Raw genomic sequence first — 11536 nt, 5'->3', positions numbered from 1 at the left:
TGCAGCCGTGGCCGCACAGCGCGCCGCGCGGGCACGCGGCCCGTCGTGCGACCGCCACGCGCGACACGCGTCGCTGCGCGCGAGCGCGCATGGCGCGCGCCGTGACGAGCGTCACGGCCCGCGCGACGCGTCGCCGATGTCGGCGGCGCTCACGTCGAGCGCCGCACTGCATTCGATCGCCGCATCTTCGACGCGCGGCTTGTTCTCGTCGATCGCGCGCCGCGCGAGATCGCACAGATAGGTGCGCACGCGCAGCCGCTCGGCGGCGTCGAGCGCGGCGTAGCCGGCGATCACGTCGGGTTCGAACCGCAGATCGACCGCACACCGCCACTCGCGCGCGCTGGCCTCGACCGGCGCGCGCACCCACGACACCTGGATCGTCAACCGTCCCGACGCGTCGTCCGCGTGGACGACCACGGTCGACTGCGACGGAAAGCCGTTCGCCAGCGCATGCTCGATTTCGGCGATGCGCTGCGAACGGTCGGACGCTGCCGTCATCGGCGTACGACGCCCAAGAGCAGCGTGACCAGGAAGATCACGACGAAGATGTAGAACAGGATCTTCGCGATCTCGGCCGCGCCGGCAGCGATGCCGCCGAAGCCGAACACGGCTGCAATGATCGCGATGACGAAGAAGATGAGTGCGTATCGAAGCATGGATTCCTCCTGGGGAACAGCGACCGTCGACGCCCATCGTCGTCGATCAAGAATCGTGCTTGTGCCTGGGTTTGCCGTGGGTCGGCGTCGAGGCCATTTTCTCGAGCTCTTTCTCGCTCATCGATTTGGCCATCGACTTCGACGGCGGTTTCAGGTCCTGCATTTTCGTGCGGCCGCGCTTGGCCGACAGGGCCGCCCCTGCCGCGCGCTGCTGGGCCTGGGATTTCGCTGGCATGGTTCGCTCCGTGGGTTCGCGCGCGCCGCAGTGCGGCGCGCGATCGGTTCGGCCGCACGCGTCGTCATGCGGCGTCGCGGCGGCGCAGCTCGGCCGGCGGAATCTTCATCGCCTGCCGATACTTGGTCACCGTCCGGCGCGCAAGAAGGATGCCGCGGCCGGCGAGGTTCTGCGTCAGCGCGACGTCCGACAGCGGATCGGTGTGCCGTTCCGCGGCGATCATGTCGCGGATCAGCACCTTCGCGGCCGATGCCGAGCACACGCCGCGGCCCGCCGCCTCCAGCTTGCGCGGGAAGAAATGCTTGAACTCGAACGTGCCGTGCGGCGTCGCCATGTACTTGTTGCCGGTCGCGCGCGACACGGTCGATTCGTGCAGGTCGAGCTCCTCCGCGATGTCGCGCAGCACGAGCGGCTTCATCGCGATCTCGCCGTAGCGGAAGAAGTCGCGCTGCCGCGCGACGATGCATTCGCCGACGCGCTGGATCGTGTCGAAGCGCTTCTGCACGTTGCGGATCAGCCAGCGCGCTTCCTGCAGCTGCTGGCCGAGCGGCGAGTCGCGCTCGCCGCTCGACTGCGCGAACAGCGTCGCATAGCGCTCGTGCAGCCGCGCGCGCGGCAGCACGGCCGGGTTGATCGTCACGACCCATTCGTCGCGCACCTGACGCACGATCACGTCGGGCACGACGTAGTCGCCGCGCGTGCTGCCGTAGTGGTTGCCGGGACGCGGGTCGAGCCCGCGCACGAGCGCGCACGCGGCCTGCAGCGTCTGCTGGTTGCAGCCGATGCGCCGCTGGATCTCGGCGGTCTCGCGGCGGGCGAGGCGTTCGAGATGTTCGCGCGCGATCGCCTTCGCCTCGGGCAGCGCCGGCGTGCCGGCCGGAATCGCGTCGAGCTGCAGCAGCAGGCACTCGGACAGCGAGCGCGCGGCGATGCCGGGCCGGTCGAGCATCTGCACGAGCCGCAGCGCGACCGACAGATCGCGCTCGGACAGCAGCAGCGCCGGATCGGCCGCGCCGAGCAGGTCGCCGGGCTCCTGACGCAGGTAGCCGTCGTCGTCGAGCGCGTCGATCACGAGGCGCGCCGCTTCGCGATCGCGCCGGTTCAGCGGATAGAGCCGCAGCGCCTCGTGCAGGTGCTGATGCAGCGACGGCTCGGCGGCCATCCATTCGCCGGGCGACAGGTCGCCGCCGTCTTCGCCCTGCCGGCTGCCGCCGCGCGGCGCGGGCGCGGCCGTGTACGACAGCTCGCCGTCGACCGGGCGCACCTCGTCGCGCTCGGGCGCGGCCTCGGGCGCGGCGGCTTCGGCCGCCGGGTCCGGCGCGGCGACCTCGTCGTCGCCCTGGCCGTCTTCAAGAAAAGGGTTCGTGTCGAGCGCCTGCCGCAATTCCTGCTGGAATTCGAGCGAAGACAACTGCAGCAGGCGCAGCGACTGCTGGAGCCTCGGCGTAAGTGCCAGATGCTGTCGCATCTGGAGCGCAAGCGTGACGGACATCTGCGGTCCTCCTGAATGGGTTCGCGGAAATTCGTATGCCGGACTTATGCAGCTTCCATGCCAGTCCCGCAGACGCCCGCCGGACGGGGCTTCGGCGCGTACGCGCCCTACTTTCGGCCCCTTCCGCACCCGCTTTTTTACAAGCGGGCGGCAAGTTTGGAGGCGCAATTCGCGTGCGCGCCGCCGCGCTAGCGTTTCGCGTCGATCCGGTCGACGGCCGAGCGGTCGAGAAACGCGGTCGTCACGTCGGGCAGCTCACGCAGCAGCCACGCGGCCATGTCGCGCTCCTGCTGCAGCAGGCGCTCGCAGCACGCGTGGATCTCGGCCTCGCCGGCCGCACGCGCGGCCGCGATCAACGCCGTATAGGCGGCGATCTCGACCTGCGCGAACGCGTACGCGGCCATCGTCGCCTTCACCACTTCGTCGCCCGACAACATCGCGGTTGCCACCTGCCCGTACGCGCCGATGCGCGCGCCGAGATCCTTGATCGTCGACGGCGTCGTGCCGAGCCGCTGCAGGCACGCCTCGACGAGCGCCTGCTGGCCGAGCGTGTCGTCCCGATGCCGTCGCAGCCGGTCCTGCAGCAGCGGGTAGTGGCCGACGCGACGCGCCTGCGCGTCGAGCAACGCTTGCGCGTGATGCTCCATCGCATACGCGTCGCGTAGCCAGTCCTCGAGGTGGGCGTGCGGCGTCGCCATCCGTTGCTCCGTCGCGCCGGTCAGTACTGCATCGGCGGCGGCGTGCCGGGCGCCGGGCGCGTGTTGGTCGGCGCGCCGCCGACGTTCGGATCGGGCACGCCGGTCGGCGTGCCGGTCGAGCGCTGCGGCATCGTGTTGCCCGGCGACGGACGCGTGTCGTAGCGCGTGTTCGCGTCCGGCATCGTCTCGGTCGGCGGCGACGCGTTGCCGCCCTGATGGGGCGGCGGCGGCGCGCCCGTCGTGCCATACGTGTTCGGTTGCGTGCAGGCGCTCATCGCGCATGCAGCGGCGGCCGCACAGACGGCGACCGACAGCGAATGGATCGATTTCATCGAGACCTCCATGCAAGGGGGCCCGGCGTGCGTCGCGCGCACGCTCAGAGCCGGTTGAAATGAAAGTCGGCCGCGTACGCGGTCGGCCCGCGCCGCGCCATCATCGCGTCGAACTCGGCGGCCATCCGCGCGAGCGCGCCGCGCTGCCGCGCGACGTCGGCCTGCTCGAGCGCCGCGAACGCGTCCGCGTCGAACGTGACGGTCAGCGACGCCGGATGCCCGTCGACGCGAAAGCCGATATGAAGCGCGCCGGCCGGCTGCTCCTCGACGTGGAACGGCATCGCGCGCGCTTCGAAATGACGGCCGAGCATCTCGGCGATGTCGCGCAACATGCCCTGCTTCACCAGGATGCTCATCGCGTGCACTCCTGCCGCGCGCGCGGCGTTGCGGCGTGCGCAGGCGGCACGGGCGCCGGCGGCTCGCGTTCGGGCGGCCGGTGTTCGGGGGGATCGCCTTCGGGGTCGTGGTACGGCTGCGGCACGTCGGGCGGCAGTTCCGGCGCGGGCGGCGGCACCGGTTCGGGCTCGGTATCGGGCATCGGCGGATCGGGCCGATGCAGCGAATGTGCAAGGTCCTCGTTCATGGGTGCTCCGTGACGGTCGTGTCGCGAACGATGTCGCTCGCGGTGGCGTCGCCGTGCGGGGCCGCAAACCGCGTTCCGTCCGCCGTGCGGGATGCGCGGCGCGAGCGGCCCGCGTCCGTGCGAGGCGTTGCGCGCCACCGTGACTTCGCTACACCGCGCGCTGCAAATCTTTCATGCGAGCGATGCGCGCGGCGATGGCGTGCGGACGGGGCGCGACGCGCGCGCACGCGCGCGCGAGGCGACGGCGGGGCAAGCGCGCACGGCATGCGCGTACCACGCGGCACATCGCATCCCGTGCATGCGCGTCGCGCGACACGCGCGGCCGCTCTGCACCGTGTGCGACGAGCGCGACGAGCGAAGGCCATCGCTACGTGTCGTACGCGGCCATCACGAGCCACAGATTGCGGCCTTCGTCTTCCACGCGCGCGGCAAGCGCGTACGCATCGCCCGGCTCGCATGCGCGCTGCAGCGCGAAGCGCGCGGGCTCGGTTGCGCCGAACGTCTCGTCGCCGAGCGGCCGCACGTCGGCCTTGCCTTCGAACATGCGGCGCTCGGGCCGATAGATCAGCGGCTCCTGCTTCCACGCGGTGAAGTGGTGCTTCACCGAATCGAATCCGCCGCCGCATACGTTGACCTCGTAGCGCACACGCGGCTGTCGTTTGATCGGAATCATCGTCGTGCCTCCCGCTCGACTGTCGCGCCGGCGCACCTCACTTGTGAAGCGCCGGCTCAGTTGCGTCGTACGCGGCAAGCCGCGTGCCGCGCGACCACTACGGGAACGCGCATTGCGCGCTTTTCGTACGTCATCGACACGGAGACTTGCCATGAACGATACGACCCGATCCGAAGAGCGCACGCCGTCGTCCGGGCAGCAGCCGGACCCGACGCCGCCGCTGAAGGATCGCGACAGCGCGCGCACGCGCCATTCGGAGCGCCACATCGACAAGTCGCTCGAAGACACGTTTCCCGCGAGCGACGCGCCGTCGACGGGCGGCGTCACGCGGATCGAACCCGACACGCCGCCCGGCACGCACGACGACGGGCCGTGGCAGGAAAAGCGCGAGCAGGACGAAGGCGGACGCTGAGCGGCACGCCCGTTGCGAGAACGACGGGCCGAACCCGAAGGAGGAAGGACTACATGCATCGCGTCAACGAAATCATGTCGCAGGACGTCGTGCGCATCGCGCCGACCGACTCGATTCGCCATGCCGCGGAACTGATGGCGCGCTACGACATCGGCGCGCTGCCCGTGTGCGACAACAACCGGCTGGTCGGGATGGTCACCGATCGCGATCTCGCGGTGCGCGCGGTATCGGCCGGCAAGCCGCCCGACACGCGCGTCCACGAAGTGGCGTCCGGGCCGATCGAATGGTGTTTCGACGACGATTCGCTCGACGAGATCCAGCACTACATGGCGGATGCGCAGTTGCGCCGTCTGCCGGTCGTCGATCACGACAAGCGGCTCGTCGGGATGCTCTCGCTCGCCGACATCGCGACGCGCACGGCCGGCCCGTCGCGCGACGCGCTCGCGAACACGCTGGAAGGCGTGTCGCAGCCGAAGCAGGCGTGACGGACACGGTGTCCGTTCGCGTCATTACCCCGAACGCGCGGCCCGCGCCCGATCCGGCCGGCCGCGCCCACGCAGCAGGAGGACAATCATGCAGACTCCCGATCAAGGACAGACCCGCATCGTCGGCAAGGGGGCCGCAACGGCGGACGGCCCCGGTCCCGACGTGATGGCAGCCGATACGCTCGAAGGCAACAAGGTCTACACGACCGACGGGGACGATGTCGGCAAGATCAAGGACATCATGCTGGACGTGCGCTCGGGCCGCGTCGCGTACGCGGTGCTGTCGAGCGGCGGCCTGCTCGGCATCGGCGACAAGCTGCTCGCGATTCCGTGGAGCGCGCTGACGCTCGACACGGAACGCAAGTGCTTCCTGTTGTCGGTATCGTCCGAGCGGATCCGCAATGCGCCGGGCTTCGACAAGGATCACTGGCCGGCGATGGCCGACCCGCAATGGGCGGGGCCGCTGCACGAGTACTACGGCAGCACGCCGTACTGGAGCGCCGGCGACGAACTCGGCCTCACCGATCCGACCGAAGACCTGAACGATCCGCGCGCGCGCGACGGCCGCCTGTAATCGCGACGTGTCGCCGGCGACGGCGACGCGGTCCGCACCCCGCCTCCGGCGGGGTTTTTTTATGCGCGGGCCTTTATATGCGCCGCGCGCCGTCACGCGTTTTTACAAGCCGCGTGTAACGGCGCCGTCCGCGCCGTCGAGCCCGTCCGCACCGTCCGCGCGCCCCGCGCCGTCCACGCGCTCGGCGCCGTCCGCGCGTTGCGCGGCGCGCGCGCCGCATGCGGCTTCCAAATAACGCAGCAACGGATGCGGCGTCAGCGGCTTCGCGCAATGCGCGTCGAAGCCCGCTTCGCGTGCGCGCTCGCGATCGACCGGCGACGCGAACGCGCTGCACGCGACGAGCAGCATGTCGGCCGTGCGCGGGTCGCCGCGCAGCCGCCGCGCGAGCTGCAGCCCGTCGAGCCTCGGCATCGCGATGTCGAGCACGATCGCGAACGGCTGCCAGTCGCGCGCGACGTCGCACACCGCGAACGGATCGTCGACGACGCGGCATTCGAAGCCGCGTGCGTCGAGCAGCAGTTGCAGCGCATCGGCCGCGTCGCGATAGTCGTCGACGACCAGCACGCGGCGCGGGCGGCGCGGCACACTATCGGGCGAGCGCCACAGCAGCACGTCGTCGGCGGCCGGATCGTCGCCGGGGGCAATAGGCATGGCTTTTCTCCTGTGATCGAATGCCGGATGCCGGCGGCCACGCAAGGCGCGCGCCCATATTGACCGGCGGTGGCATGCGGGTTGCTGTGTGCTGTCGTATTCATCGAAAACGGGAGCCGTCGATGCCAGCGATCGAGTCTTTGTCGTCGGCCGGCACGCGATGCGCGCACGCGCGCCGCGCGCCGGCATGCGGAGCGCGTGCGCGATGACGCGCGCATCGTCCGCCTCCGGCGCCGACGACACGCCGGACGATCAGCGACCCGCGACGCTCGACGCATGCCGGCGCTGCGGGCTGTGGGAACACGCGACGCAGCCGGTGCCGGGCACCGGCCCGCGGCACGCGTCGATCGTGCTGGTCGGCGAGCAGCCGGGCGATCAGGAGGACCGCACGGGCGTGCCGTTCGTCGGCGCGGCCGGCCACGTGCTCGACCGCGCGCTCGACGCGGCCGGCATCGATCGCCGTTCGGTCTATCTGACCAACGCCGTCAAGCACTTCAAATGGGAACCGCGCGGCAAGCGGCGTCTGCACAAGACGCCCGCGCAGCGCGAGATCACCGCGTGCCGCTACTGGCTCGACCGCGAACTCGAGAGCGTGCATCCGCGCGTGATCGTCGCGCTCGGCGGCACCGCGCTGCGCGCCGTGCTGCAGGACAACGACGCGACGCTCCAGCGCACGCCGACGCCCACGCGCACCGCGCAGGGCTATCTCGTCGTCGCGACCTACCATCCGTCGTACGTGCTGCGCACGCGCGGCGCCGATTCGCGCGAGCACGCGTACCAGACGCTCGTCGATGCGCTGCGCACCGCGTCGAAGCTCGCGCGCGACGACGGCAAGCCGAAGGCGGGCCGCGGAGACGCCGAATGAGCAGCGCGCGACGCGACGCGCCGCCCGCCGACGACACCGCCAGGCCCGCCCGGCCGCCGTGGTACCGCCGCCTCGGACCGGGGCTGCTGGCCGGCGCGTCCGACGCGGACCCGAGCAACGTCGCGGTCTACGCGCAGGCCGGCAGTCAGGTCGGCTTCAACATGCTCTGGATGATCGTCGTCACGCTGCCGATGATGGTCGCCGTGCAGATCGCCTCCGCCTGCATCGGCCGCAGCAATCGCGAAGGGCTGATCGCGGGCATCCGTCAGCACTATTCGGCGCGCGCGGCGAAGGCGCTGATCGCGCTCGTCGTGATCGTCAACGTCGTGAACGTCGGCGCCGACCTCGCCGCGATGGGCGACGCGACCGCGCTCGTCGTCGGCGGCCGCAGCTACTGGTTCGCGCCCGTCTACGGCATCGTCTCGCTCGCGCTGCAGGTGACGATGTCGTACGAGCGTTACGCGCGCTGGCTGAAGTGGCTCACGTTCGCGCTGCTCGCCTACGTGATCGAGCTCGCGTTCGTGCACGTCGACTGGCTGCACGCGCTGCATGCGCTCGTGCTGCCGCAGATCGCGTTCTCGCATGCGTACGCGACGACCGCCGTCGCGGTGCTCGGCACGACGCTGAGCCCGTATCTGTTCGTCTGGCAGGCCGCTCTCGAAGTCGAGGACGCGCAGGCCGCGCAGCGCAACGGCGCAAGCGCGCGCGACACCGCGCTCTGCGACCGGCAGGCGCAGCGGATCCGCGTCGATACGTGGGCCGGGATGGTCGTGACCAACGCGGTGTCGTTCTGCATCATGGTCGTCGGCGCGGCCGTGTTCTATGCGCGCGGCGAGCACGACATCGCGAGCACCGCACAGGCCGCCGAGGCGTTGCGGCCGATCGCCGGCGAAGCCGCGTTTCTCGTGTTCGCGTTCGGCATCGTCGGCTGCGGCCTGCTCGCGATTCCCGCGTTCGCCGGCAGCGCCGCATACGGCTGCGCGGAAGCCTGGCGCTTCCGCGAAGGGCTGAACGAGCCCGTGCGGCGTGCGCCCGCGTTCTATACGGTGCTCACGCTCTGCGTCGTCGTCGGCATCGCGATCTGCTTCAGCCCGATCGATCCGATCCGCGCGCTGTACTGGAGCGCGGTGCTCAACGGCGTCGCCGCGGTGCCGATGCTCGTCATGGTGATGCTGCTGTCCGCGCGGCGCGGCATCGACGGGCGGCCGGGCACCGGCATCGTGTCGAAATGCTTCGGCTGGCTCGCCGTCGCGCTGATGGCGGCCGCGGTCGTCACGATGGTCGTCGATATGGTGGCGTAGCCGCGAACGGCGGGAAAGGCGGGAAAGGCGAGCAGTACCGGAATGCCGGCGCGTGCAACGACGCGCCCGATGCGCTCACTCTCCCGGCTGCATCACCGCCTTGATGCAGCCGTCGCTGCGCGTGCGGCTCAGTTCGTAGAGCGCGGGCCCGTCCTCGAGCCGCGCACGGTGCGTGACGACGAACGACGGATCGATCTGGCCGTCGGCGATGCGCTTGAGCAGTTCGTCGCTCCAGCGCGGCACGTGCGTCTGCGCCGCGCGCAGCGTCAGTCCCTTGTTCACGATCGCGCCGACCGGCACGTTGTCGACGAGGCCGCCGTACAGCCCCGCGATCGACACGATCCCGCCCGGCCGGCACGCATAGACCGCTTCGCGCAGCACGTGCGGCGGGTCGACGCCGGGCGCCGAGGTTTCCTTGAAGCGGTCGAGCGGCGCATCGACGGCGTCGATCGCGTGCGCGTGGAGCCCGACCGCGTCGATGCACTTGTCGGGCCCCTTGCCGCGCGTGTGTTTCGCCAGCGTGTCGGCCACGCTGAGCTTCGTGAAATCGAGCGGCGTCGCGCCGAGCGTGCGCGCGCATTCGAGCCGCGCGGGCACGCAGTCGATCGCGATCACCTCGCGCGCGCCGAGCAGCCGCGCGGCCAGTGCGGCGAACAGGCCGACCGCGCCCGCGCCCCACACCGCGACGACGTCGTTCGGCTGGATCGCGCACTGCGCAGCCGCCTGCCAGCCGGCCGGCAGCGTGTCGCCGAGCGGCAGCGCGCGCTCGTCGTCGAGTTCGTCGGGCAGGCGGATCGGCGCGACGTCGGCAAACGGCACGCGCACGTATTCGGCGTGGCCGCCCGCGTAGCTGCCGGCGAGATGGCCGCCGCCGAGCAGGCCGCCGGTGCCCTGCCCGTACACGCGCTCGACGAACGCGCGATTCGGGTTCGACGCCTCGCACACCGAGTAATTGCCGCGCCGGCACTGCTCGCATTCGCCGCAGGCGACGACGAACGGCACGACGACGCGATCGCCGACGTGCAGATGCCGGTTCTCGCGTCCGACCTCGACGACTTCGCCGACGAATTCGCGGCCGAGAATCGCGCCGTCCTTCAGCCCCGGCATCGCGGCGTCGTACAGATGCAGATCGGCGCCGCCGATCGCGCAGCGCCGCACCTTGACGATCGCGTCGCGCGGGTGCTCGATCGCCGGATCGGGCACCCGCTCGTAGCGCACGGTGCGCTTGCCGTGCCAGCACAAGGCCATCATCGGCGTTCTCCCCGTGGCCGGCGACGCGTTACATCATCTTGCCGCGCGAGCGCTCGGCACGCGCCGCTTCCGCGGCCGACTCGACCTTCTTCACCTCTTCCGGCGGCGGCAGCACGGCCTTGAAGCCCATCGACTGGATCCACATCTCGCGCGCCCAGCCGCGCGTGTGGTAGAGGTGATGGTCTTCGTCGGGCTCGACCTCGTCGTGCGCCTCCTTCAGCACCTTCGCGGCGTCGCCCGACAACTGGTCGGCCGCATAGCCGATCAGCTCCCAGTTCAGGTGATCCTTCGTCTCGGCCAGCACCACGCATTCGGCCGCGACGACCTGCGCGACGGCCGGATCGGCCTGCTTCTTCGCGTGCTCGATCACCTGCACGAGCGACTTGCCGGTCGCGGCGACGGCGGCGCGGCCCGGCGTTTGCGTATCGGGGTCGAGACCGAGCGCGTCGAACACCTTGCGCAGCACTTCCTGGTGATGCTGCGTTTCGCGATGGTACTTCTCCCACTCCTTGTGCAGATCCTCGTCCACCGCGCACTGCAGCGCCGCCTGATACACCTTCTCGCCGCCAAGCTCGGTCTCGTAAGCCTGGCACAGCAGTTCCTGGATACCTTCGTGTTTCGCTTGCCGTTGGGCCATGACTGCCTCCGAAAAATCGGGCCGCACGCGCGGCCCTGGGGTTGAACCGGGCGCGCGTTACTGCGCGCCCACCTTGCGCTGCAGCGCCTCCGCCATGCTCAGGTGATGCTTGAGCGTCGGCAGCGTCGATTTGGCGAACGCGCGCAGATCGGCATCCTTGCCGTCGCGCGCCTCGCTCTCGAACAGCGCGATCGTCTTGCGGTGTGCATCGGGGCCGGCGGCCGCGACGTACGCGACGTCGAAGTCGTGGCCCTGCTTGCCGCGCAGCGCCTCGACGTCGGGGTCGGCGATCTGCTCGGCCTGCGGCTTGATGCCCTTGCGCGCGGCGAGCTTCGTCAGCTGCGCGTTCGCCTTGCTGTGGTCGGCGACCATCCGTTTCGCGAACGTGCGCACGTCGGCCGACTTCGCCTGCTTCAGCGCGAGCTGGCTTGCCTGCACCTCGGTCTTGCCGCCGAGCGCCGCCTTGTCGACGAACTCGGCGTCCGTGCCCTGCGGCGATTTCGCGATGCCGCTGTCGGCAGCGGCCGCGCCCGACGACGGGTTCACGACGCCGCCCGGCACGTGCGAATTCGATGCCGGCGGCTCGCTCGGCATCTGTGCGTGCGCGGCCGTCGACAGACCGAGCACGCCCGCGGCGGCGAGTGCCGCGATCGTCCAGTGTTGGGTTCTCATTCGGTTCCTCCTTGCGTGA

Annotated in this window: 18 protein-coding genes; 5 read left to right on the top strand and 13 right to left on the bottom strand. The window is 70.6% G+C overall.

The features are described 5' to 3' along the window. Nucleotides 1-111 precede the first annotated feature (111 nt). The 9 genes from BST28156_RS23065 to BST28156_RS23025 form a co-directional block, all read right to left on the bottom strand. The gene (locus BST28156_RS23065) at nucleotides 112-498 is read right to left on the bottom strand and encodes a DUF3022 domain-containing protein (protein WP_012217888.1); all 387 of its coding nucleotides are present in this window, start codon (nucleotides 496-498) and stop codon (nucleotides 112-114) included. Next, nucleotides 495-656 carry a DUF1328 domain-containing protein gene (locus BST28156_RS23060; RefSeq protein WP_006398937.1) on the bottom strand — a complete coding sequence of 54 codons (162 nt, stop codon included), beginning with the start codon at nucleotides 654-656 and terminating at the stop codon, nucleotides 495-497. Before BST28156_RS23060 ends, BST28156_RS23065 begins: the two co-directional genes overlap by 4 nt. Nucleotides 657-702: 46 nt before the next feature. Next, on the bottom strand, nucleotides 703-891 hold the full coding sequence (locus tag BST28156_RS23055) for a DUF3008 family protein (RefSeq protein ID WP_012464947.1): 189 nt from the start codon (nucleotides 889-891) through the stop codon (nucleotides 703-705). Between the two features lie 64 nt (nucleotides 892-955). Beyond that, nucleotides 956-2383 (bottom strand): RNA polymerase factor sigma-54, encoded by a 1428-nt coding sequence (rpoN, locus tag BST28156_RS23050; protein WP_012217887.1) that lies wholly within the window; start codon nucleotides 2381-2383, stop codon nucleotides 956-958. A gap of 188 nt (nucleotides 2384-2571) precedes the next feature. Beyond that, nucleotides 2572-3081, bottom strand: coding sequence for a DUF892 family protein (locus BST28156_RS23045; protein WP_006398933.1), 510 nt, complete (start codon nucleotides 3079-3081; stop codon nucleotides 2572-2574). Nucleotides 3082-3101: 20 nt separating this feature from the next. Next, the gene (locus tag BST28156_RS23040) at nucleotides 3102-3413 is read right to left on the bottom strand and encodes a hypothetical protein (RefSeq protein WP_006398932.1); all 312 of its coding nucleotides are present in this window, start codon (nucleotides 3411-3413) and stop codon (nucleotides 3102-3104) included. Between the two features lie 44 nt (nucleotides 3414-3457). After that, the gene (locus BST28156_RS23035; protein WP_012217886.1) at nucleotides 3458-3769 is read right to left on the bottom strand and encodes a hypothetical protein; all 312 of its coding nucleotides are present in this window, start codon (nucleotides 3767-3769) and stop codon (nucleotides 3458-3460) included. Further along, entirely contained in the window at nucleotides 3766-3996 is a 231-nt protein-coding gene (locus tag BST28156_RS23030) for a hypothetical protein (RefSeq protein WP_006398930.1), read from the bottom strand. The genes BST28156_RS23035 and BST28156_RS23030 overlap by 4 nt, the downstream gene beginning before the upstream one ends. A gap of 367 nt (nucleotides 3997-4363) precedes the next feature. Continuing rightward, the gene (locus BST28156_RS23025; RefSeq protein WP_006398928.1) at nucleotides 4364-4669 is read right to left on the bottom strand and encodes a hypothetical protein; all 306 of its coding nucleotides are present in this window, start codon (nucleotides 4667-4669) and stop codon (nucleotides 4364-4366) included. Nucleotides 4670-4820: 151 nt separating this feature from the next. Between BST28156_RS23025 and BST28156_RS23020 the strand changes: the two genes are divergently transcribed. From BST28156_RS23020 to BST28156_RS23010, 3 genes are all read left to right on the top strand, one after another. Then, entirely contained in the window at nucleotides 4821-5081 is a 261-nt protein-coding gene (locus BST28156_RS23020; RefSeq protein WP_006412871.1) for a hypothetical protein, read from the top strand. A gap of 53 nt (nucleotides 5082-5134) precedes the next feature. Next, nucleotides 5135-5566: a CBS domain-containing protein gene (locus tag BST28156_RS23015; RefSeq protein ID WP_006398926.1), complete on the top strand. Its 432-nt coding sequence runs from the start codon at nucleotides 5135-5137 to the stop codon at nucleotides 5564-5566. 88 nt (nucleotides 5567-5654) lie between these two features. Beyond that, nucleotides 5655-6140: a PRC-barrel domain-containing protein gene (locus BST28156_RS23010; RefSeq protein WP_006398925.1), complete on the top strand. Its 486-nt coding sequence runs from the start codon at nucleotides 5655-5657 to the stop codon at nucleotides 6138-6140. 102 nt (nucleotides 6141-6242) lie between these two features. On the opposite strand, the gene BST28156_RS23005 is transcribed toward BST28156_RS23010, so the two are convergent. Then, complete coding sequence (locus BST28156_RS23005; RefSeq protein ID WP_006398924.1) at nucleotides 6243-6791, bottom strand: response regulator; 549 nt, start codon at nucleotides 6789-6791, stop codon at nucleotides 6243-6245. A gap of 205 nt (nucleotides 6792-6996) precedes the next feature. On the opposite strand from BST28156_RS23005, the gene BST28156_RS23000 reads away from it, so the two are divergent. Both BST28156_RS23000 and BST28156_RS22995 read left to right on the top strand, forming a co-directional pair. After that, complete coding sequence (locus BST28156_RS23000; RefSeq protein WP_012217885.1) at nucleotides 6997-7656, top strand: UdgX family uracil-DNA binding protein; 660 nt, start codon at nucleotides 6997-6999, stop codon at nucleotides 7654-7656. Then, nucleotides 7653-8957, top strand: a complete 1305-nt coding sequence (locus tag BST28156_RS22995) for an Nramp family divalent metal transporter (RefSeq protein ID WP_012217884.1) — start codon at nucleotides 7653-7655, stop codon at nucleotides 8955-8957. Before BST28156_RS23000 ends, BST28156_RS22995 begins: the two co-directional genes overlap by 4 nt. A 75-nt stretch (nucleotides 8958-9032) precedes the next feature. Here BST28156_RS22995 and BST28156_RS22990 read toward each other — a convergent pair whose 3' ends face one another. The 3 genes from BST28156_RS22990 to BST28156_RS22980 are packed head-to-tail and all read right to left on the bottom strand — an operon-like array spanning nucleotide 9033 to nucleotide 11517. Continuing rightward, nucleotides 9033-10208, bottom strand: coding sequence for an alcohol dehydrogenase catalytic domain-containing protein (locus tag BST28156_RS22990; protein ID WP_012217883.1), 1176 nt, complete (start codon nucleotides 10206-10208; stop codon nucleotides 9033-9035). Nucleotides 10209-10236: 28 nt separating this feature from the next. Further along, a complete protein-coding gene (locus BST28156_RS22985) occupies nucleotides 10237-10845 on the bottom strand; it encodes a DUF892 family protein (protein ID WP_006398920.1) in 609 nt (202 codons plus the stop codon). Between the two features lie 57 nt (nucleotides 10846-10902). After that, entirely contained in the window at nucleotides 10903-11517 is a 615-nt protein-coding gene (locus BST28156_RS22980) for a DUF4142 domain-containing protein (protein ID WP_012217882.1), read from the bottom strand. Nucleotides 11518-11536 lie beyond the last annotated feature (19 nt).

Source organism: Burkholderia pseudomultivorans, from assembly GCF_902499075.1.
Taxonomy (GTDB): Bacteria; Pseudomonadota; Gammaproteobacteria; order Burkholderiales; family Burkholderiaceae; genus Burkholderia; species Burkholderia pseudomultivorans.
This window is presented reverse-complemented; position numbering and strand designations above follow the sequence as displayed.

Excerpts from the sequence above, each read along its gene's own strand:
- BST28156_RS23025 (WP_006398928.1), bottom strand. The coding sequence starts at position 4,669 with ATGATTCCGATCAAACGACAGCCGCGTGTGCGCTACGAGGTCAACGTA.
- BST28156_RS22985 (WP_006398920.1), bottom strand. The coding sequence starts at position 10,845 with ATGGCCCAACGGCAAGCGAAACACGAAGGTATCCAGGAACTGCTGTGC.
- BST28156_RS23000 (WP_012217885.1), top strand. The coding sequence starts at position 6,997 with ATGACGCGCGCATCGTCCGCCTCCGGCGCCGACGACACGCCGGACGAT.
- BST28156_RS23060 (WP_006398937.1), bottom strand. The coding sequence starts at position 656 with ATGCTTCGATACGCACTCATCTTCTTCGTCATCGCGATCATTGCAGCC.
- BST28156_RS22990 (WP_012217883.1), bottom strand. The coding sequence starts at position 10,208 with ATGATGGCCTTGTGCTGGCACGGCAAGCGCACCGTGCGCTACGAGCGG.
- BST28156_RS23065 (WP_012217888.1), bottom strand. The coding sequence starts at position 498 with ATGACGGCAGCGTCCGACCGTTCGCAGCGCATCGCCGAAATCGAGCAT.
- BST28156_RS23010 (WP_006398925.1), top strand. The coding sequence starts at position 5,655 with ATGCAGACTCCCGATCAAGGACAGACCCGCATCGTCGGCAAGGGGGCC.
- rpoN (WP_012217887.1), bottom strand. The coding sequence starts at position 2,383 with ATGTCCGTCACGCTTGCGCTCCAGATGCGACAGCATCTGGCACTTACG.
- BST28156_RS23055 (WP_012464947.1), bottom strand. The coding sequence starts at position 891 with ATGCCAGCGAAATCCCAGGCCCAGCAGCGCGCGGCAGGGGCGGCCCTG.
- BST28156_RS22995 (WP_012217884.1), top strand. The coding sequence starts at position 7,653 with ATGAGCAGCGCGCGACGCGACGCGCCGCCCGCCGACGACACCGCCAGG.
- BST28156_RS23030 (WP_006398930.1), bottom strand. The coding sequence starts at position 3,996 with ATGAACGAGGACCTTGCACATTCGCTGCATCGGCCCGATCCGCCGATG.
- BST28156_RS23005 (WP_006398924.1), bottom strand. The coding sequence starts at position 6,791 with ATGCCTATTGCCCCCGGCGACGATCCGGCCGCCGACGACGTGCTGCTG.
- BST28156_RS23040 (WP_006398932.1), bottom strand. The coding sequence starts at position 3,413 with ATGAAATCGATCCATTCGCTGTCGGTCGCCGTCTGTGCGGCCGCCGCT.
- BST28156_RS22980 (WP_012217882.1), bottom strand. The coding sequence starts at position 11,517 with ATGAGAACCCAACACTGGACGATCGCGGCACTCGCCGCCGCGGGCGTG.
- BST28156_RS23020 (WP_006412871.1), top strand. The coding sequence starts at position 4,821 with ATGAACGATACGACCCGATCCGAAGAGCGCACGCCGTCGTCCGGGCAG.
- BST28156_RS23035 (WP_012217886.1), bottom strand. The coding sequence starts at position 3,769 with ATGAGCATCCTGGTGAAGCAGGGCATGTTGCGCGACATCGCCGAGATG.
- BST28156_RS23045 (WP_006398933.1), bottom strand. The coding sequence starts at position 3,081 with ATGGCGACGCCGCACGCCCACCTCGAGGACTGGCTACGCGACGCGTAT.
- BST28156_RS23015 (WP_006398926.1), top strand. The coding sequence starts at position 5,135 with ATGCATCGCGTCAACGAAATCATGTCGCAGGACGTCGTGCGCATCGCG.